The organism is Bradyrhizobium barranii subsp. barranii (assembly GCF_017565645.3).
In the GTDB taxonomy this organism is placed as follows: domain Bacteria; phylum Pseudomonadota; class Alphaproteobacteria; order Rhizobiales; family Xanthobacteraceae; genus Bradyrhizobium; species Bradyrhizobium barranii.
The window spans coordinates 5668474-5689049 of the sequence record NZ_CP086136.1; the positions used below are offsets into that span (position 1 = coordinate 5668474).

General features: G+C 64.3%; 12 protein-coding genes and 1 pseudogene. 2 read left to right on the forward strand and 11 right to left on the reverse strand.

The genetic code is table 11. The features are described from left to right. Window positions 1–101: 101 nt before the first annotated feature. Window positions 102–1952: a dihydroxy-acid dehydratase gene (gene ilvD / locus J4G43_RS27220; RefSeq protein WP_085401525.1), complete on the reverse strand. Its 1851-nt coding sequence runs from the start codon at window positions 1950–1952 to the stop codon at window positions 102–104. A 201-nt stretch (window positions 1953–2153) separates the two neighbouring features. Beyond that, window positions 2154–3023 (reverse strand): VOC family protein, encoded by an 870-nt coding sequence (locus J4G43_RS27225; protein ID WP_225005158.1) that lies wholly within the window; start codon window positions 3021–3023, stop codon window positions 2154–2156. Window positions 3024–3940: 917 nt separating this feature from the next. Between J4G43_RS27225 and J4G43_RS27230 the strand changes: the two genes are divergently transcribed. Together J4G43_RS27230 and J4G43_RS27235 are read left to right on the forward strand one after the other, a co-directional pair. Beyond that, a complete protein-coding gene (locus J4G43_RS27230) occupies window positions 3941–6187 on the forward strand; it encodes a TOMM precursor leader peptide-binding protein (RefSeq protein ID WP_208086860.1) in 2247 nt (748 codons plus the stop codon). A 95-nt stretch (window positions 6188–6282) separates the two neighbouring features. After that, the gene (locus J4G43_RS27235; protein WP_208089424.1) at window positions 6283–7659 is read left to right on the forward strand and encodes a SagB/ThcOx family dehydrogenase; all 1377 of its coding nucleotides are present in this window, start codon (window positions 6283–6285) and stop codon (window positions 7657–7659) included. A gap of 33 nt (window positions 7660–7692) precedes the next feature. Here the strand turns inward: J4G43_RS27235 and J4G43_RS27240 are convergent, their stop codons facing one another. From J4G43_RS27240 to J4G43_RS27280, 9 genes and pseudogenes are all read right to left on the reverse strand, one after another. Continuing rightward, window positions 7693–8553 (reverse strand): ABC transporter permease, encoded by an 861-nt coding sequence (locus tag J4G43_RS27240; protein WP_208086861.1) that lies wholly within the window; start codon window positions 8551–8553, stop codon window positions 7693–7695. Further along, entirely contained in the window at window positions 8550–9479 is a 930-nt protein-coding gene (locus J4G43_RS27245) for an ABC transporter permease (protein WP_014495224.1), read from the reverse strand. Before J4G43_RS27245 ends, J4G43_RS27240 begins: the two co-directional genes overlap by 4 nt. Beyond that, the gene (locus J4G43_RS27250; protein WP_208086862.1) at window positions 9479–10471 is read right to left on the reverse strand and encodes an ABC transporter ATP-binding protein; all 993 of its coding nucleotides are present in this window, start codon (window positions 10469–10471) and stop codon (window positions 9479–9481) included. The genes J4G43_RS27245 and J4G43_RS27250 overlap by 1 nt, the downstream gene beginning before the upstream one ends. Continuing rightward, a pseudogene (locus J4G43_RS27255) lies at window positions 10468–11455 on the reverse strand (ABC transporter ATP-binding protein). Before J4G43_RS27255 ends, J4G43_RS27250 begins: the two are co-directional and overlap by 4 nt. After that, window positions 11456–13093 carry an ABC transporter substrate-binding protein gene (locus J4G43_RS27260; protein WP_208086863.1) on the reverse strand — a complete coding sequence of 546 codons (1638 nt, stop codon included), beginning with the start codon at window positions 13091–13093 and terminating at the stop codon, window positions 11456–11458. It lies immediately after the preceding pseudogene. Window positions 13094–13123: 30 nt separating this feature from the next. Then, window positions 13124–13939 (reverse strand): sugar phosphate isomerase/epimerase family protein, encoded by an 816-nt coding sequence (locus tag J4G43_RS27265; protein ID WP_063983251.1) that lies wholly within the window; start codon window positions 13937–13939, stop codon window positions 13124–13126. Between the two features lie 526 nt (window positions 13940–14465). Next, window positions 14466–15809: an IS1380-like element ISBdi2 family transposase gene (locus tag J4G43_RS27270; RefSeq protein WP_208086551.1), complete on the reverse strand. Its 1344-nt coding sequence runs from the start codon at window positions 15807–15809 to the stop codon at window positions 14466–14468. A 450-nt stretch (window positions 15810–16259) separates the two neighbouring features. After that, complete coding sequence (locus tag J4G43_RS27275; protein ID WP_225005160.1) at window positions 16260–18809, reverse strand: Ulp1 family isopeptidase; 2550 nt, start codon at window positions 18807–18809, stop codon at window positions 16260–16262. Between the two features lie 380 nt (window positions 18810–19189). Next, window positions 19190–20533 carry an IS1380-like element ISBdi2 family transposase gene (locus J4G43_RS27280; RefSeq protein ID WP_208086864.1) on the reverse strand — a complete coding sequence of 448 codons (1344 nt, stop codon included), beginning with the start codon at window positions 20531–20533 and terminating at the stop codon, window positions 19190–19192. Between the last annotated feature and the right edge of the window lie 43 nt (window positions 20534–20576).

Consider the following 20576-nt stretch of genomic DNA (forward strand, 5'->3'; position numbering starts at 1 on the left):
GTTGCCGAACTTCGTCGAGGCATCCTTAATGCGAACGGCCGGCTTTCGCCGGCCGTTCAGAACTTGTTGACCATGCGCGCGAGGCGCGGACGGTACAGCGCTTACTTCGTGCGCCGCTTTACCTCACGCACCGCACCGCGTGCGGCGCTGGTGGTGAGTGCTGCGTAAGCCTGAAGCGCGGTCGAGACGTTGCGCTTACGGCCCGTCGCCTGCCAGGCGGCATCGCCCTTGGCCTCTTCCGCCGCGCGGCGCTTGGCGAGCTCCTCATCGGAGACCTCCAGGCTGATGCTGCGGTTCGGGATGTCGATGGCGATGCGGTCGCCGGTGCGCACCAGACCGATGTTGCCGCCTTCGGCCGCTTCCGGCGACAGATGGCCGATCGAGAGGCCGGACGAGCCGCCGGAGAAGCGTCCGTCGGTGACGAGCGCGCAGGCTTTGCCGAGGCCCATCGATTTCAGGTAGCTGGTCGGATACAGCATCTCCTGCATGCCGGGGCCGCCGCGCGGACCTTCGTAAATGATGACCACGACCTCGCCGGCGACGACCTTGCCGCCCAGAATGCCTTCAACGGCCGCGTCCTGGCTCTCGAACACGCGTGCCGGGCCGGAGAACTTCAGGATCGAGGCGTCGACGCCCGCGGTCTTCACGATGCAGCCGTCCTGCGCGAGGTTACCGTAGAGCACGGCGAGACCGCCATCCTTGCTGAAGGCATGCTCGAGGTTGCGGACCACACCCTTCTCGCGATCGCTATCGAGCTCGTCGTAACGGCGCTCCTGGCTGAAGGCGACCTGGGTCGGAATGCCGCCGGGCGACGCGCGGAAGAACGTGCGGACAGACTCGCTCTTGGAGCGCTTGATGTCCCAGCGCTCCAGCGCGTCGTTCATGGTCGGCGCGTGCACGGTCGAGACCGAGGTGTCGATCAGGCCGGCGCGGTCGAGCTCGCCCAGAATGCCCATGATGCCGCCGGCGCGATGCACGTCCTCGACATGGACGTCGGCGACCGATGGCGCGACCTTGCACAGCACGGGCACGCGGCGCGACAGCCGGTCGATGTCCTGCATGGTGAACTCCACCTGCCCTTCATGGGCCGCCGCCAGCAGATGCAGCACGGTGTTGGTCGAGCCGCCCATGGCGATATCCAGCGTCATCGCGTTCTCGAACGCCTTGAAGTTGGCGACGTTGCGCGGCAGCACGGAGGCATCGTCCTGCTCGTAATAGCGGCGCACGATATCGACGATGGTGTGGCCGGCCTCGACGAACAGGCGCTTGCGGTCGGCGTGGGTCGCCACCACCGTGCCGTTGCCGGGCAGCGCGAGGCCGAGCGCCTCGGTGAGGCAGTTCATCGAATTGGCCGTGAACATGCCCGAGCAGGAGCCGCAGGTCGGACACGCCGAGCGCTCGATCACCTTGACGTCCTCGTCGCTGACCTTGGAGTCGGCGGCCGCCACCATGGCGTCGATGAGGTCGACGGCCTTGGTCTTGCCCTGCAGCGTGACCTTGCCGGCCTCCATCGGGCCGCCCGAGACGAACACGGCGGGGATGTTGAGCCGCAGCGCGGCCATCAGCATGCCGGGCGTGATCTTGTCGCAGTTGGAGATGCAGACGAGGCCGTCGGCGCAATGAGCGTTGGCCATGTATTCGACGCTGTCGGCGATCAGCTCGCGCGACGGCAGGCTGTAGAGCATGCCGTCATGGCCCATGGCGATGCCGTCATCGACCGCGATGGTGTTGAATTCCTTGGCGACGCCGCCGGCCTGCTCGATCTCGCGGGCAACGAGCTGGCCGAGGTCCTTGAGGTGGACGTGGCCGGGCACGAACTGGGTGAAGGAGTTGACGACCGCGATGATCGGCTTGCCGAAATCGGCATCCTTCATGCCCGTCGCGCGCCAGAGGCCGCGGGCGCCCGCCATGTTGCGGCCGTGGGTGGTGGTGCGGGAGCGATAGGCTGGCATGGCGGTTTCCGTCCTCGGTTGGGTCAGCCGGGCGGAAAAATGGAAGCCGCCTCAGGCCTTTCCGGCCGGATAGCGCACGGGCTGGGCGCGCGCAACGGGAACTTGCCCCGAAACGGCCCGGATCGGCCCCGCGCAGGCCTCCCCTGCTCCGGGCGCGGGTTATTGCAGGGTCGCGCCAGCGCCGGACGAACGCCGCAGCAGCTAGCGCTTCGGCTTGGGCAGCACAATTCTCCCCTGGGAGGCGATGCCGCCCCACTTGGCGGACCACCCGACTTCCGAGGCCGAGAATGGCTCGATGCCTGCATGACCCCCGGCACCCTGCAGTGCAAACAGGGCGCCCTGGGGATCCACACATCGTGCGATCCAGCAGCCATCAGGCAATTCGATCGGACCCTGGAGGATCCGGCCTCCACCAGCATTCACATGCTTCGTCGCAGCGCCGATGTCGTCGACATTGAAGTAATGCAGCCAACATGGCTGCGCTACGCTCGAAAGTTTCGTCAGCATGCCGCCGACCGTTTGCCCCCCCGCCGAAAACAATTGGTACCAGTCCGCTGGATCGGTTTGAGCGTCAGCCTTCTGCCAACCAAATAGTTCTCTGTAGAAATCGAAGATCACGGTCCGGTCGGCGGCCAATAGCTCATGCCAGCCTACGCGCCCGGGCTCGTCCAGCCGGCCCGGTTTCCATCGGCCATATGTCGGTTTCTCGATCAGCCCGAACGTCGCTTTCTGCGGATCGGCAGCGACTGCTATTCGGCCAATATTGGTGTCGGTCGGCGGCACAAAGATCGTGCCTTCGAGACGCCTGATCTGCGCGGCAGCCCCGTCCAGGTCGTCGACAGCGACGTAACCCATCCATCTCGGCGTTGCCCCTGATCTCCGCCCCTCTTCCGGGATGTCCATAAGGCCGCCCAGCGGGGTGCCGCCGCTACGAACCACCGTGTAAGGCAGTTCCGGAGTCGATTCATCCGTCACGCCCCAGCCGACGACCTTGCGATAGAATGCGCCCGCCGCCGCGACGTCCGTGGTCAGCAGTTCGTACCAAGCGAAACGTCCGAGTTGATCCGCCACGCCGATCTCTCCGTTCAAACCTGGATGCGATTGCGGCACTGCACCAAGTTGCACTCGCACCGAGAGCGTGGATCGTTGACGCGTTGTGTCAACCGGCCGTGCCGATTGCCGTTCATGAAGATGAATACATCCCGAACGTGCAGCGCCGCGCTTTTGTGCGCGTAATTGTTGCCCGCGTTATTTCCTGGGCGTAGACTTACCGCGGGTGGGATACTTCTTGCAATGCTCGGAGGTTCGACCATGCGGCAGGCGAAGAAGACTTCTAAAGGGAAGAAGCGAGTAAGCAAAGTCGCCGTGCCGGCGTTCGGAGCCGCAGGGTTGACGTTCTCGCTGGCGGGAGGCGCATCGGCGTCCGCCGTACCGACACCCGACGTACAACAATTGCCGCACCTTGGAACGGGCCAGGCAATCACGCTCGATGAAGAGGAAATGGCTGACGTCAGCCTGGCCACCTTCCATCTCTTCGACAAGGAAAACGCCGGTAGCCGCGTGCAGCTGGCATGGCGCGGATGCGGCGGTTGCCGCGGCTGCGGAGGCTGTCGGGCTTGCCGTGGCTGCCGATGTGGCGTCGGTTGCCGATGTGCGGGTTGTGCAGTTGGCTGTGCTGTCGGCTGTGGCGTTGGTGTGGTGGGATGCGCCGTAACATGCGCGGGTTGCTGCGCATCGTGGGGCCGCTGCCGCGTGTGCTAGACCCCGGCGCGTTCCGAATGTCAAATTCACGGGTCGATAGGTCATTGGCCGGCCTCAAGAAAGGGTCCGGCCAATTGCTTGATTTCGCTACGACGCCTGCATCGGCGGCTTGCGGGTGACAGCTGAATTCGTTTCAATTCTCTGGGAAAATGCCGGCGCGCGGTCGCGACGATCCATCTTGCGCCGGGTATCTAGCGTGACGGCAACAGGATCAGCGTGCTGACTCAATGACTGCAACTCGCAAGACCCGCGTTGCGCGGCAGATCCGCAAAGACATTCTCCGATTTGCACCGAACTTCACCGCTTACTTGCTGCCTCCCGATGCGGTTTGTCTCTATTCCGAGAACCGCAAATTCTTCCTGCACGGCGAGCTCTACTGCGCCCTCGCCACTGCGATCGGGCAACACGGCAAGACCGGGTCGGAGATCATTCGCCAGCTTTCGAAGCACTTCCCGGCCGACAAGATCGAGGAAGCAATCAAGCGGCTGCTCGATCGCCGATATGTCGTTGCGCGGACCCCGAAAGCTTTCGACGACGCCGTCGGCGGTTTCCTGGCAAGCCTCGGAATGCCCTTGGATATCGCGGAACAAAATCTTCGCAATTGCCCCGTGCGGGTCGAGTCGATTGACGTCAAAGGCGCCAAGGAGCTGACCGCGGCGTTGGGTAAGCTCGGCGTTCAAATCGCCAAGCGCTCGCCGAAGCTCACGATCACGCTGGTGAACGATTATCTTGACGGGCGACTTGCTGAACTGAACCAGGAACGTGTGGCCGGCAAGACGTCCTGGTTGCTGGTACAGCCGTCCGGCGCGTTTCCGCTGGTCGGGCCCATGTTCAAACCGGGCGAGAGCGCCTGCTGGACCTGCCTGTTCGATCGCATGATCCGCAACCGGGAGATCAAGGGGTTTCTTGACCGGGGACCGGCGCGTGCGGTTGCCATATCGCCTCTCGTCAGGGAAAGCGTCGGCAAGACTGGAATCCATTTTGCGGCGGTCGAGATCGCCAAGGCAATTGCCTCGGATTTTCGCACCGATTTGTGCGATCACATCGCAAGCTTCGACCTGACCGGCGCCGCCATCGCCAAGCACTACGTGACGCGACGTCCACAATGTCCGACCTGCGGCAGCAGGAAGCTGAACAACCCGCGCCGATCTCCGGTCCTGGTCGAGATTGCCGAGGGCAAGAGGCTCGTCATGACCAGCGGTGGATATCGCACCGTGACGTCGCGGTCGACGGTGTCGCGCTTCCGCAAGCATGTGAGTCCACTGACAGGGGTGGTGACCCGACTCGAGCGGATCGACGTTGATCTGCCGATGAACACCAATTACTTCGCCCAGCACAATTTCTCCGCGCCGGCCCACAGCATCGACCAGCTCAGGTCCGGATTGAGTGGCGGCAGTTTTGGCAAGGGCTCGACCGCCGAGCAGGGTGAAGCCAGCGCGCTGATGGAATCGATCGAACGCTATTCGGGCATTTTCCAAGGCGATGAGATCAGGACGACGCGCCGCTTCGTCGATTTCGCGCCTGGCGACGCGCTTCTTCCCAACGACGTGCAGCTCTTCAGCGACACGCAGTTCAAGACCAGGTTTCTGCAGCAGCAGGACGATCCCCATCCGGTGCCCGAGCCGTTCGATCCCTCGACGAGGACCGAGTGGTCGCCGGTCTCGTCGTTGCGCGACAAACGCTTCAAATATCTGCCGACCGGCCTCCTGTACTTCTTCTATGGCGGCTTTCATACGGATTCCAACGGCTGCGCGGCCGGCAACACCCGCGACGAAGCCATCGTTCAGGGCTTCCTCGAACTGATCGAGCGCGATGCCTACGCGATCTGGTGGTACAACCGGGTGCAGCGCGCCGAGGTCGATCTCGGGCAATTCGACGATTTCTATGTTCGGGATCTCCAGGCTCAATTTGCGGAAGCCGGGCGCAAGCTATGGGTGCTCGACATCACCACGGACCTCGGCATTCCGACTTACGTGGCGATCATGCACTGGATGCAGAATGGACATGAGAATATCGAGTTCGGTTCCGGCGCGCATTTCGACCGCCATATAGCGCTGCTGCGATCCCTCACCGAACTGACCCAATTTATGTCCGTCGGCATGATGGGCGGCGCAAGCGGCGAGAAGCCGACCCTCGACGGTGTCACGCCGCTGCGCCTGGAAGACTACCCGTTCCTGACACCGAGCGACCACCCGATCGTCCCCCCAGCGCCGAGCCTCAAGCTTCACGACAATACGCGTGACCAGGTCATTGCCTGCGTCGAGATCGCCGCCCGTGCAGGCTACGATTTCCTCGTCCTCGACCAGACACGTCCCGACGTCGAGGTTCCGGTCGTCAGAGTGCTCGTTCCCGGCCTGCGTCATTTCTATCGCCGTTTCGCACCGGGGCGCCTTTACGATGTGCCGGTGAAGCTCGGATTGTTGGACCGGCCGCGACCGGAAAGCGATCTGACTTCATTCCTTCCACACACCTGAAGGGCTGCTCTTTCGTGCGCGCTCCCCGGAAAAAGCCGACCAGGAAGATCGCGCCAGACATTGCCGCCCGGTTGAGCCATCATTTCTCCCTCCAGATGCAGCCGGACGGAAACATCGCCGCCATTCTGGGCGATTATTCCGTCAACCTCGGACAATTCAGCGCGGCCGCGATGGACTGCGCGCGACATCTGAGCACCGGCCTTCCGCTCGCGTCCTTTGCAGGCAAGAGCGCCCTCGCGAGAGACGTCGACGCCCTGGTGCGTCGCTTGGCCCGGCAGGGGCTTCTGGAATACCGCCTCTCCTCTTCGCGTAACACGCAGGACTTCGTGGTCATCGAGCCCCAAGTCCCCGAATACTGGCCGCGGCGCGCGAAGCTGGGCAGTCGTGACACCATCGTGCTATCGCGCTTTGCCTTTCTGCGCCGGCGCGGCAACGAGCTGGTGCTGGAATCGCCACGCGCCGGCGCGTTGTTCCGGATTGGCGATCCCGCCATCGCCGCCACCCTTGCTGCGCTGTCGCAGCCTCGCAAGATCGGCGAGCTGAACCAGAAGATAGCTTCCTCCACCCTCCATCTGCTCGAACTGTTGCTGGACAGCCAGATCCTGCTCAAGCTCGATGCGAAAGACGGACAAGGCCTTCGGGTGAATGAAGGCGATGGCAATCTCGTTCTCTGGGATTTCCATGATCTGGTGTTTCACACGCGGAGCACGGAGGGTCGGCAAGCCAATCCGGTCGGCGCCGCCTTCACCTATGCCGGCATCGTTCCGCCGTCGCCGGCGGTGCGTCCGCCCTGGACCGGCAGCAAGATTGACCTGCGCAAATTCTCCTCCCCGGAGCCGAACTCCCGCTTCCCGAAGCTGTTGCGCGAACGCCATTCGACGCGGGAATTCGACGACAAGAATCCGGTCACGCTCGGCGAACTCGCGCAGTTTCTCGACACCAGCGCGCGCGTCTTGTCCGAATGGAAGAGCGAGCCGTATTTCGAAGGCGGTTCCGACGTCACCTACAGCACAAGGCCTTATCCGTCGGCGGGCAGCGCGTACGAGCTGGAATTGTACCTTACCGTCGCGAACTGCGACGGGCTTGCGCGCGGGCTCTACCACTACGATGCAGGGAGCCACGCTCTCGTCGCGATCAGCGCCTCCCCCCAACAACTCCAGGCGCATTTGGCGGCTGCCCAGTTCGCCATGGACGCGCCGGGTCAGCCGCAAATCCTCATCACGATCGCGGCGCGTTTTGGGCGGATCTCCTGGAAATACAGCTCAATCGCATATTCGCTGATCCTGAAGGATGTCGGCAGCCTGATTCAGACGCTTTACCTGGCGGCGACCGATATGGGCCTCGGCGGCTGCGCCATTGGCAGCACCAACATCGATCTGTTCGCGAAAATGACGGAGTTGGAATTCCATATCGAGGGCCCGGTCGGTCAATTCGCGCTCGGGCGCGGCAGGACGCCGGAGGTCCAAGGCTAGAAGCGGGTGTCCGACGGCGTCAGGCCAGTCGCCCTATTGCAAGGTCGGATCGAGCCGGTCGCGCAGCCAGTCGCCGATCACGGAGACGGCCAGCGTGGTGATCACGATGGTGGTCGCCGGCGCCAGCATGATCCAGGGCGCCCGGGTCAGGTACTCGCGGCCATAGCCGACCATGTTGCCGAGGCTGGTCATCGGCGGCTGCACGCCGAGGCCAAGGAAGGACAGGCCGGATTCCATCAGGATCACCTCGGGGAAGACGAGCGTGGTCGAGACGATCAGGGTCGAGGCGATGTTGGGCAGGATATGCCTAAGGTAAATCCGCGACGGCGTCGCACCGAGCTGGCGGACGGCCGCGGCATAGCCTTGCGCATTGGCGGAGATGGCGAGGCCGCGGGCGATGCGGGCATAGCGCTCCCAGCCGAACAGCCCCATCAGGCCGATCAGCAGCGGCAGCGAATTGCCGAAGAAGGCCAGCACCGCGAGCGCCATGATCAGGAACGGCATGCTGGCCTGGAAGTCGGTCAGCATCAGCACGAACTGCTCGACGGCCCCGCGGAAATGCGCGGCGAGAAAGCCGAGCGTGGTGCCGACGATCGCCGAGATTGCGGTCGCGCCGAAGGCGATCAACAGCGAGATGCGGATCGAGACGAGGAGCCGCGACAGCACGTCGCGGCCGAGCTCGTCCGTGCCGAGCCAGTGCGCGACATTGCCGGGCGCGGCCAGCCGGTTGCGCAGGTCGAGCTGGGTGAAGCTGTAAGGCGCGATTTTCTCGGCGAACGCCGCGATCACCAGCATGGCGACGATCCAGCTGATCGCGAGCGCGACCGAGACCGGGATCGCGGGAAGGCTGATGCGGCGGCGGACAGCCGTATCCTTCAGCGTCGTATCGGTCATGCATGCGCCCCTTTGGCGCGCAGGCGCGGATCGAGGAAGCCGTAGAGGAAATCGACGATCAGATTCGACGTGACCATGGTCATCGCGACCAGCAACAGGATGCACTGCACGACGGCGAGGTCGCGGTTGGCGACGGCGACGACCAGCAGGCGCCCTACTCCGGGCCAGGCAAATACGCTCTCGACCACGACCGCGCCCGCGATCAGCGTGCCCACCATGAAGCCGAGAATGGTGACGGTCGGGATCGCCGCGTTCGGCAGCGCATGCGACGTCACCACCTTGCGCCACGGCACGCCCTTGGCCGAGGCGGTGCGGATATAGGGCTGGCCCAGCACCTCCAGCATGGCGCTGCGGGTGAAGCGCGCCAGCACCGCGGCGCCGCCGAGGCTGAGTGTCACGATTGGCAGGATGGCGTGACGCCAGCTGTCCTGCCCGCCCGACGGCAACCAGCCGAGCTGAACGGCGAAGACGAGCACGAGCAGCAGCGCAAGGACGAAACTCGGCACGGTGAAGCCGGCGACCGCCGTCATCATCACGGCGCGATCGATTCCCGAGCCGCGGTGCAGCGCCGCGTAGATGCCGGCGGGAATGCCGAGGGCCACCTTGAAGAAGAAGGCCGGCAGCGTCAGCGCGAGCGTTGCCGGAATCCGCTCCAGCACGAGCTCGATCGCCGGCCGCCCGTCGCGCATGGAGCGGCCGAGCTCGCCCTTGGCAATGGCGCCGAAGTAGTCGAGGTACTGGAACCAGATGGGATCATCGAGCCCCCAGGCCTTGCGGAAAGCAGCGAGCACTTCCGGCGGCGCCTCCGGTCCCAGGATCATCAGCGCAGGATCGCCGGAGAGCCGCAGCACCACGAAGGCGAAGGTGACGACGAGCACGATCGTCAGCGCCGCGCGTCCGATCCGAATGGCGAGATAGCGTCCCATCAGGCCGCGTCCCGCGTCTCGGCCTGCCGCCCCGTCACGAGATGGCAGGCGACTTGCCTGTTGCCGCCGACGCCCGACAGCGCCGGCACCTCGCTCGCGCAGCGCGCGATAGCGCGCGGGCAGCGCGGATGGAAGGCACAGCCTTGGGGCCGCGCCGCCGGGTTCGGCGGATCGCCCGCCAGCACGATGCGGCCCGCGCTGCGGCGGCCCGGTGCCGGCGAGGCCGAGACCAGCGCCTGCGTATAGGGATGTTCGGGACGCGCGAAGAGATCGTCGGCGCTGCCGATCTCGACGATGCGGCCGAGATACATCACGGCGACGACATTGCTGATCTGCCGCACGACGCGCAAATCGTGGCTGATGAACAGTCGCGTCAGCCCGAGCTGCGCCTGGAGATCGCAAAGCAGGTTCACCACCTGCGCCTGGATCGAAACGTCGAGCGCGCTGACCGGCTCGTCGCAGACGAGGAAATCGGGCTTTGTCGCCAGTGCCCGCGCCAGCACGATACGCTGACGCTGGCCGCCGGAGAGCGCGCCCGGATAGCGCGCGCCATGCGCCGGTGTCAGCTCGACGGCGCGCAGCAATTCGCGGACACGCTCCTCGCGTTCGGCCGGCGTGCCGAGACCGTGAATGTCCAGAGGCTCGCGGATTTGGGCCGCGACCGGCAACCGCCGGTCCAGCGCCCCCAGCGGATCCTGGAAGATCATCTGCATGCGCGCCCGCTGCGCGCGCCACGCCTTCGTGCCTGGCGCGGCCATCGCCTTGCCGTCGAACCGCACCTCGCCGCGATCGGGCGGCTCGAGACCGAGCACGATACGACCCGTGGTCGACTTGCCCGAGCCGGACTCGCCGACGAGGCCGAGCGTCTCGCCCTTGCGGATCGCAAGTGACAAGCCGTCGACCGCGTGAACCGCCGTGCTGCGGCCGAACATCCCGGAGCGCATCGCGTAGCTGCGCGAGATCGAGGACACCTCGACAAGCGGCCCGCTCATTCGGCGGCGATCCCGAGCAGCGCGCGGCGCGAGGCCTCGGCACGGATGCAGGCAACCACGCGATCGTTCGCGATCGGCGCGAGGCTCGGCACGGCAAGTCCGCACGGCTCGGCCGCCAGCGCGCAGCGCGGCGCGAAGGCACAGCCGCTTGGCATGTGCGCGGGATCGGGAACGGTCCCCGGAATGGCCGTGAGACGCCGACGCGGTCCGTCGAGCGGCGGCAGTGCGCCGATCAGGCCCTGCGCGTAGGGATGCACCGGATCGGCAAAGAGCTGATTGGCGGGCGCCTGCTCGACGATGCGGCCGGCATACATCACGGCGACGCGGTCGCAGTTTTCCGCGACGACGCCGAGATCATGGCTGATCAGCACCATCGCCATGCTCATCTCGCGGCGGATGGTCGAGAGCAGCTCCAAAATCTGCGCCTGGATGGTGGCGTCGAGCGCCGTGGTCGGCTCGTCCGCGACGAGGAGATCGGGATTTCCGGCCAGCGCCATCGCGATCATGATGCGCTGGACCTGGCCGCCCGAGAATTCGTGCGGATAGGCCTCGAGCCGCCGCGCCGCATCGGGAATGCCGACGAGATCGAGCAGCCGCCGCGCTTCGGCCTTCACCGCCTCGCCCGAGAGATGGCGATGCAGCGCCAAAGCCTCGCAGAGCTGCTTGCGAATGGTGAGCACCGGATTGAGCGCGCTTGCGGGATCCTGAAAAATCATGGCGACCCGCCCGCCCCGCACCCCGGTCAAGCTCACCCGCGGCTGCGCCGAGGATTTCGCGTCCGTCGAGCCGCACGGAGCCCGAGACTTTTGCATGCCGCGGCAAGAGGCCGAGTGCAGCAAGCCACGTCACTGACTTGCCGGAGCCGGACTCGCCGACGAGGCCGAGCGCCTCTCCCTTCTGCAAAGCGAGATCGACGCCGCGCAGGACCGCTACGCCGTTGAAGGCGACGCTGAGGCCCTGGATGCTGACCAACGGCGTCGCCACTTACGCCTCGAAATTGCCGGCGCGGAAATCCATCGCGAATGCCGGCGACGCCTTCCACTTGATCGACTTCGGCTTCGCGGTGAAGGTCGCGTTCTGGTGCAGCACAGTGTAGGCGGGATCCTCGCGCTCGGCGATCTCGAGCATGCGGCGGAACGCCTTCTTGCGGGCGGCCCGGTCGGTCGAGGTCTCCAGGAACTCCGAAAGCTTGTTCAGTTCGGCGTTGGTCCACTCGCCGATCTGCTGCTGCTGGCCGTTCGGGCCGTGCTGGGCGACCAGCGACGAGACGGGATCGTTGAAGGCAGCCGAGTTCGACCAGTCGCGTACCGCGCGGGTCGGCGCGCGTTCCATGATCTGCGACCAGTTCTCCTTGGTCTCGATCTGGACGTTGAGGCCGACCGACTTCCACATCTCGACCAGCACCTGCGCGGTCGCGACCTGGTTGGTGTAGTAGTTGTTGAGCAGGCGATACGGAATCGGATCGCCCTTGTAATTGGCCTGCTTCAACAGATCCTGCGCGAGCTTCGGATCGTAGGCCGGCACGCTCCAGTCGGCGTTGAACATGTCGCCGTAGAATTCCCACTGCAGGCCCTTCGGCACGCGGGTACGGCCCGCCCACAGGCTGTCGACGATCGCCTGGCGGTCGATCGCGTGGGTGAAGGCGCGCCGCACCAGAGGATTGGCGAGCTGGGCGTGGTTCTTGTCGAATACGGTCAGGCGGTGATTGAGGATGGTGCCGCCCTGCACTTCGAACGCCGCGTTCTTTTCGATCCCGGCAATCTGGTCCGGCGGGATGTCGCAGGCGAACTGGTATTCGCCCGACAGCAGCCCGTTGATGCGGCTCGCGACCTCGGGCACTTCGAGGAAACGGATGCGCTTGAGCGGCGGCCGGCCGCCCCAATATTCGTCATGCGCCTCGAGGGTCAGCGACACGTCGGGCTTGAGCTCGACGACCTTGTACGGGCCCGTCGTGATCGGCTTGCGCGCCCAGTCGAGATAGCTCGCGGATTGCTCCCAGGCACGGCGGTTCATGATGTCGGAGCCGTAGCGCGACAGCCGGCCCTCAATCGTGACGTCGGGCGTCGCGTTGTAGAAGCGCACCGTGTACTTGTCGACGGCATCGACGCGCACGAGGTCCGGCCAGATGCGGCGGGCGACCGCCGGCACATCAGGCGGCAATTCCTTGCCCGGGCGCGGCGTCGGGATCTTCTCGAAGGCCTGGATGGTGGAGCGGCTCTTGGCCTCGGTCTCGCCGAACATGCGCTCGCGGCTGAACGTGAAGACGACGTCTTCGGCCGTCAGCTCGTCGCCATTGTGGAACTTCACGCCCTGGCGCAGCTTCACCTCGACGGTCTGGTCGTCGATGCGGCGCCACTCGGTGGCGAGGCCCGGCACGGCCTCCAGGCTGCCACGCCAGTTCTTGGAGATCAGGCCCTCCCAGATCGAGGAGAAGAACACGCGCTCGCCGACGTTCGATTGCTCGCGCAGCACGTCGAGCACGTTCGAATTCGTCACCTTCTGCACGGCAATCGTCACCGACGGACGGTTGTCCGCCTGCCCGATCGCGAAGCGCGGCAGGAGAAGCGTGCCCGCGGCAACGCCGCCGGACTTCAGGATGGTGCGACGGGTGAGTTTGCTCATGACGATAAGCCCTGACCTTTGTGATGCCGGTTATTCAGCGAGACCGAGCGCGGCCAGATGGGCTGCGCCGGCGCGAACGTCGTCGTGATTGCGGAGTTCGAGGATCAGCCGCGGGTTGGAGGTCAGCCGGCCCAGAGCGCGGAACACAGCCACCCACGGGATGTTGCCTTCGCCCGGCGCCCAGTGCCGGTCGGCAAAGCCATCGGTGTCCTGGAGGTGCACATGCGTCAGCATGTCGCCGGCGGTTTCGACGTAGTAATCGACCGGCGGAGCGCCGGTGGAAATGTGGGCATAGTTGGCGTGGCCAGTGTCGAGGGAGACGCGGACCTTGTTGCTTTCGAGCGCCTTGGCGAGGCGCACGCGGTCGCGCGGATCCTTGTCCTCGATGTTCTCGATGACGACCTCGCATCCGATCGTCTCGGCGCGCGCGATCACCTCGGCAAGCGTCGTCTTGACGCGTTCGACGAGATTGCCGCGGTTATCGGGATAGAGGTCGAGATTGTTGTGGTCCCAGGTCGTGAACGGTGAATGGATCACCATCTGCGTCGCGCCGAGGAATTCCGCGGCATCGAGGCCCTGAAGCAGGCGCTTCGTCACCGCCTTGCGGATCAAGGGATCATGGCTGTCGATCTTGAAACCCCAGAACGGGCCGTGAATGCCGAGCCGGCCGGTATGGCCCGAGAGCATCTGCTTGATCTCGCTGGCTGCACTCCGCCAATCGCCGTCCAGCAAATCCGCGCGGAAAAAATCCTGGATTTCGAGATCGCGCTGCCGTTCCAAAAGCCAGTCGCGGTGGGCAGGGATCGATTTGATGGACAATGCTGCGCCCAGCACCGGCTTCGACATGGCTTGCTCCTTGACCGTCAGCGATGACGGGAGCAGCGCTAGACCAGTTAAGTGACAGGCCCGTGAAATGCAGGTGCCGCGGCGATGCGCCGATGTGGACATCCCCGCCGATCGCCTGCATCGAATTCAGGCAGCAGTGATCGCATCAGATGCGGACGAATGCACCCGTGTGCAGCATCAAGCGCGTTTGTGTCCGTAGTGATCCGGAATGGAATCCTAACCATACTTCGCGTACATCGCGCGCATCGATCGGCGGCCTTCCAGGGGCATCACCTTCTGATCGCGCTACATGGGGTTGGGGGACCGCATGGGGCGGGGGGATCAAAGGCTGGGGCAAGGTGACGAGGTCCGGACTCCTAGCCCGTCCTATTCGTGAGAGTGCGGCTTTTGGGCCCGATTGATGCGGCCGCACATCTTGTCTGACGAGGCGCACAGGGTTGCCTTCGGCTTTTCGCCGCCTGACGACCGGTACTTTGCAACGCGCTTGAGGGATGGGTTGGGCGAACGGGGGCGGACGCCCCGCCGGTCAAGGACCGAGCGGCAGCAGCGCGCCGGGCAAGCCGCAGATCAGGTCGGCTTCGGGACATGCCGCGGCAAACGCAAGGCGAATGCGGCTCGTGGTCTCGACGACACGGGCGGCGATTTTCAAGAGACGAAGACGCAGCGTCGCGAACTCGGCAGCGGCCAATTCCCGGGCTTTGGGAATGGCGTCGCGCACGGTCAGCATCAGCCAATAAGCGGCCGTATGGAGCACGAGACGGACCTGGTTGGCGAGCGCCGAACGGCAGCTGGTGCGATCGGAGGCGAGCTGCGTCTTATGCAGCTTGATCAGATTCTCGGCTTGGCCGCGCGCGCAATACAGGCTGTCGTAGATCCACTCGGCCGAGCCGACATCGAGGCTGGTGACGACGAAGCGGATGTCGAGGCCGAGCATCGTCGCCTCAATACGGGCGACAGTGCGCCGTTCGCGATCCCAGGACTTTGCCTTGTGGCGCGTCTCGGTATAGCCACGCAGAACCGGCAGGTTCTCGATGGCGCGTCGCGTGCGGATGTCGTCGGCGACCTCGTCGACTTTTCTGGCGAGAGGCTTGGTGCCGGACAGACCGAAGATGTAGTCGATGCCGTTGGTCTCGCACCACGCCATGGCCTCCGGCCGGGCATAGTGCCCGTCGCCACGGAACGTAATTTGCGTGTTGTGCCATCGCGTCCGGATATGCCGTACCAGGCGGCGCAGATGGGCACGCACCTCGACGCCGCCCGGCGTCTTGCCGGGCCGCAGCACGACGGCCACGGGCCGGCTCTTCTCCGTGTCGTAGACGTGGATCGGCAGAAAGCAGCGTTCATCATAATGAGCGTTGAACAGCGAGAGCTGCTGATGGCCGTGGACGACGTCGCAGGTATCATCGATGTCGAGCGTGACGGATGCCGGCTCGTGGGGGTAGCTATCCATCCATGCGTCGACCAAAATGTAGGTCAGTCGGATCACGTCGCGCAGGCGCGGAGCATTCTCCAGCCGCGACAGCGTCGGCTGGGAACACAAATCCCGGCCCGTGTCCGGTAGGCGACCGCAGGCCAGCTTGAATGCCGGATCGGACCGCAGATGATCGAGGTCGTCGGCGTCCTCGTAGCCGCAGCAGATCGCGAACATGCGCGCGCGGAACATATCGACCAGGCTGTGCACGACCCGCGTCGGATCGCGCCGATCCGGGAACACCCGGGCCAGATTGTCGGCCAAACCGAGACGCCGCTCGGCCATCGCCAGAAGCATCACGCCCCCGTTCGAGGTCAGGCGCCCACCATCGAAGGCAGCTGTGACTTTCTTGGCGTGAACGGCTGGAAACGAGAAGGGCGGAATCGTATCATCGGTCATGGCGGGCGTGGCGTTCGCGGTTGAAGGTGATGGGGTGGCTTCGCAACCGAATCCTACGCCGCATCAGCGCTTTACACCACGCTCGCCAGCCCTCAGGCGCACTCTTACGAATAAGACGGGCTAGGACATCCATGATTTGCCGTCTTCTGCGCTGTAGCAGGCAGCACCCTGCAGGTGATCGCAATAATTCGTCACGATTCGCGCTGAACTAACTCCGGCAGAATGGTCTCTCCAGGAACCACCCGCCGGCCCGACGCACAGCACGATTTGCTTTTATAGCCGCTGGCGGCGTTGTGAACCCTCTTCACTGCCTTTTTAACGGCGTCGACCCTTACAGGTCCTCCTGCATTCAGCTGATTTCGTGCGCTTGCTCGCGGCGACAGCGGCCGGTCCTGAAACGCCGCCGAAAACCCTGGAGATCGACACGCCTACCGGACGGGCGCATCGCCATCAACCCCTAAGCCGGTCCCGGAGTTCCTGCCGATTGGCGACGAGGTTGTCGAGGTGCAGCGGCTCGGCTTGTGGCCGCTCTCCTTGCGCCAATCGTCGAACCAGCTCCCGTGTGCCATCCACCACGAACACGCCGCAATCATAGCTGTTCTGCTGCGGGGCCATTCCGGCTCGCTGCAGAGTCAGGCCCAGCCGTTCTGCGAGCCGTTCTGCGGGCCCGTCATTGTGTCCCTCGACGGAATCGTAATGATAGGCGACCGGCACTCCTCGCGTGCAGCGATCTACGAGTAGCAGCGACCAATGGGTGCCGTTAGGATGTGTTGGACTGGCATCGGTCACTGGCAGGAATAGGAAGTCGGCTACATCATTGTCATGATCATAGACGATGCGCTGCAATGCGCTGAGCGCGTCGCGCTCGGCGCCCCAACTCAACCGAAAGGCAATGAGAGGATCGACGAACCGCGTTCGGGCGGCAAGATTCGGATCATTCATTTGCAACTCCTGCGTCAGGAGCTCGTAGTCCCTCTGGATATGCTCGTCGCCCAGCCACTGCATGGGGTCGAGAGCCCGCCCGCTACGGTCGTGGGATGAGGCCGCCGGACCCGACGCCCCGATCTCGGCACCGGAGTGTATGCGCGGGAACGCCGACAGATAGTTCGCGTAATCAGGCAGCTCCTCCGGTGTGGACGGCAAATCAAGGACGTTGTAGACGTCTGACGGTGCCGCTGGCGCAGCTTCATCAGCAACTCGAGGATGATGGATGAGGTGAACGTCGTTGGGTCCTTTCGGTCCCAAAACGGCCGTGTAGCGTTCGCCGCCAATCTCGTAGTTCATGATTGGATGTTCCGCGACAGGCAAGAAGTCCCACTTGCCCAACGTGGACAGCATCATGTCGGGCGCCGGCTGGGTGCGATGAGAAAAATCCTTGGGAACGGCGAACGAAACATCGAATGTATCGCCGACAGCGGGAGACCGCAGGTGAATGAGCCGAACATCATCGGGCCCTCCCGGTCCCAACACGGCCGTATAGCGTTCACCGCGAATGTCGTAGGTCTTTACCCGCTCTGCCACATCCGGAAACTGACCCCAGCGGCCCAACCTGGACCGCATCATACCCGGCGCAGGCTGGGTGCCGTGGGAGAAGTCCTCGGGAGCGGACAAAGACGCATCAAAAGTCTCGCCGAGCGCTGGGAACACCGCCTCAGCCCGGTCGGACGCCGGCGCGGCTTGCTCCATCCTGCGTGAAGGCAGTGCTGGCGAGGCTTGATTCCCCGACGGCGCGCTGGGCTGCGGAGCGTTTTCCGATCGAGGATGGAGCGGGAAGCTCTGCCTGGTCATCCCCGCGGGCACCAACAACGCCGTGTAACGGTCAGTGTTGATCACGAAGCTGGTCGGTCGGTTGTCCCCGCTCGGGAGGACGCTGCTCCTGCTCGGTGCAGCAGGTTGTTCATGCCCGCTCTGCTGCATTGTGGGCTGCCTCTCCAATTCGTGGAGGGAAGCCCGCATCAGCACGCCAGCGTCTGCATTGAGGTCGTTTGGATTGACGAAGACTTGCGGCAGGGCGGAATGATCATCCAGCAATCGGCGAACTTTCGCAGGAGGGGACTCTGGATTAAACGTGAATCCCTCTGGCTCTACGGAGAAGGGCGGCTGAGCGGGGTGGTCGCCTAGCCGTCCCTGAATTTCCCCGCGAAGCTCATGCTCCAGCCGCTCAAGTTCCGATGGATCGGCCGGCGGCTCCTCGGCCTCATCATCGAACAGGCCCCAGACTTCCGCCGGAACCCCGCCTGACCTGGGCGACGGGACACCATCGCCCCCGGCTTCCCGAGGGCCGCCCGGACCTGAAACTTGTTTCGCGTCGAGCTGGTCACCCAACGTCCCCAACGCGGAGATGAGAGTTGCGTGCGTCGGAAGCAACCTACGAGCGAACGCGACTCGCGAATCCTGATCCAGTTCAGATATCGTCTGGCCCTTGCCCTTGAGTTTGTCAGAAAATTGGCGAAGAGCATTCTGATATAAACCAAAGGAACTCTCGTTGAGTCCGCCGGGATTAGTCAGATGCTCTATGAGAAGGGCGTCTTCCGCTGAGGGGGCAGCGCGTCGCGCGCCATAAGCTACATGGCCCGGCTCATAATACGCACGAAGGATGTTCAACCCCGTTACGATAGCATTGTCTAACGGAAAGTAAGCTTTGGCGTGCTCGGCCAGGGATTGGTGATCCCTTAGATCGGTCGATTGGCCACGACCGCGGATTTCGTTTATCAATCGACGGAGTCCTCGAGCATACTGATAGACCGTTGTCGGTTTTCGCGGACCTGCATATTGAGCAATCGCCTTGTCGATAATGTCCCGATCTTCCGTAGAGAGATTGGGATGGTGGCTCCGGCTCGCCCCCCTAGAGACAGGAGCCGGATCAGGCGGGCGCGCCTCGGCCAAGTGCTGCTCAAAGCCCTCTTGCCCGGCCTGGCCGGCGTGCGTCTCTTCCGAGACGTCGTGCTGCACTTGCGACCAAGCTGTTACGTTGGATGGATCAAAGTTCTGCCGGTCCACGCTAGCCTCACGTCCAAGATCACTTGAGCAGACCTATAGTCGCGCGAGCTTTCGAGAAGCTGACGAGGCCGCGTAGAGCCGCGGCAGGATGTTGCTCGGCTTGCCCGGGGTGCGTCTGTATGGCACCTTACGGCTCGGTAGGGCGCGCCCAACATGGCCCCCACCGCAGTCTTGAGGGGCGGCCCTCTAAAAGGGGGGCGCGGGTGCGTCTTAGCCCGTCCTATTCGTGAGAGTGCGGCTTTTGGGCCCGATTGATGCGGCCGCACATCTTGTCTGACGAGGCGCACAGGATTGCCTTCGGCTTTTCGCCGCCTGACGACCGGTACTTTGCAACGCGCTTGAGGGATGGGTTGGGCGAACGGGGGCGGACGCCCCGCCGGTCAAGGACCGAGCGGCAGCAGCGCGCCGGGCAAGCCGCAGATCAGGTCGGCTTCGGGACATGCCGCGGCAAACGCAAGGCGAATGCGGCTCGTGGTCTCGACGACACGGGCGGCGATTTTCAAGAGCCGAAGACGCAGCGTCGCGAACTCGGCAGCGGCCAATTCCCGGGCTTTGGGAATGGCGTCGCGCACGGTCAGCATCAGCCAATAAGCGGCCGTATGGAGCACGAGACGGACCTGGTTGGCGAGCGCCGAACGGCAGCTGGTGCGATCGGAGGCGAGCTGCGTCTTATGCAGCTTGATCAGATTCTCGGCTTGGCCGCGCGCGCAATACAGGCTGTCGTAGATCCACTCGGCCGAGCCGACATCGAGGCTGGTGACGACGAAGCGGATGTCGAGGCCGAGCATCGTCGCCTCAATACGGGCGACAGTGCGCCGTTCGCGATCCCAGGACTTTGCCTTGTGGCGCGTCTCGGTATAGCCACGCAGAACCGGCAGGTTCTCGATGGCGCGTCGCGTGCGGATGTCGTCGGCGACCTCGTCGACTTTTCTGGCGAGAGGCTTGGTGCCGGACAGACCGAAGATGTAGTCGATGCCGTTGGTCTCGCACCACGCCATGGCCTCCGGCCGGGCATAGTGCCCGTCGCCACGGAACGTAATTTGCGTGTTGTGCCATCGCGTCCGGATATGCCGTACCAGGCGGCGCAGATGGGCACGCACCTCGACGCCGCCCGGCGTCTTGCCGGGCCGCAGCACGACGGCCACGGGCCGGCTCTTCTCCGTGTCGTAGACGTGGATCGGCAGGAAGCAGCGTTCGTCATAATGAGCGTTGAACAGCGAGAGCTGCTGATGGCCGTGGACGACGTCGCAGGTATCATCGATGTCGAGCGTGACGGATGCCGGCTCGCGCGGGTAGCTATCCATCCATGCGTCGACCAAAATGTAGGTCAGCCGGATCACGTCGCGCAGGCGCGGAGCATTCTCCAGCCGCGACAGCGTCGGCTGGGAACACAAATCCCGGCCCGTGTCCGGTAGGCGACCGCAGGCCAGCTTGAATGCCGGATCGGACCGCAGATGATCGAGGTCGTCGGCGTCCTCGTAGCCGCCGCAGATCGCGAACATGCGCGCGCGGAACATATCGACCAGGCTGTGCACGACCCGCGTCGGATCGCGCCGATCCGGGAACACCCGGGCCAGATTGTCGGCCAAACCGAGACGCCGCTCGGCCATCGCCAGAAGCATCACGCCCCCATTCGAGGTTAGGCGTCCACCATCGAAGGCAGCTGTGACTTTCTTGGCGTGAATGGCTGGAAACGAGAAGGGCGGAATCGTATCGTCGGTCATGGCGGGCGTGGCGTTCGCGGTTGGAGGTGATGGGGTTGGCTTC

What these genes read in the sequence shown, in the direction of transcription:
- ilvD (WP_085401525.1), bottom strand. Translation starts at nt 1,952, where the DNA reads ATGCCAGCCTATCGCTCCCGCACCACCACCCACGGCCGCAACATGGCG.
- J4G43_RS27230 (WP_208086860.1), top strand. Translation starts at nt 3,941, where the DNA reads ATGACTGCAACTCGCAAGACCCGCGTTGCGCGGCAGATCCGCAAAGAC.
- J4G43_RS27235 (WP_208089424.1), top strand. Translation starts at nt 6,283, where the DNA reads ATGCAGCCGGACGGAAACATCGCCGCCATTCTGGGCGATTATTCCGTC.
- J4G43_RS27240 (WP_208086861.1), bottom strand. Translation starts at nt 8,553, where the DNA reads ATGACCGATACGACGCTGAAGGATACGGCTGTCCGCCGCCGCATCAGC.
- J4G43_RS27245 (WP_014495224.1), bottom strand. Translation starts at nt 9,479, where the DNA reads ATGGGACGCTATCTCGCCATTCGGATCGGACGCGCGGCGCTGACGATC.
- J4G43_RS27250 (WP_208086862.1), bottom strand. Translation starts at nt 10,471, where the DNA reads ATGAGCGGGCCGCTTGTCGAGGTGTCCTCGATCTCGCGCAGCTACGCG.
- J4G43_RS27260 (WP_208086863.1), bottom strand. Translation starts at nt 13,093, where the DNA reads ATGAGCAAACTCACCCGTCGCACCATCCTGAAGTCCGGCGGCGTTGCC.
- J4G43_RS27265 (WP_063983251.1), bottom strand. Translation starts at nt 13,939, where the DNA reads ATGTCGAAGCCGGTGCTGGGCGCAGCATTGTCCATCAAATCGATCCCT.
- J4G43_RS27270 (WP_208086551.1), bottom strand. Translation starts at nt 15,809, where the DNA reads ATGACCGATGATACGATTCCGCCCTTCTCGTTTCCAGCCGTTCACGCC.
- J4G43_RS27280 (WP_208086864.1), bottom strand. Translation starts at nt 20,533, where the DNA reads ATGACCGACGATACGATTCCGCCCTTCTCGTTTCCAGCCATTCACGCC.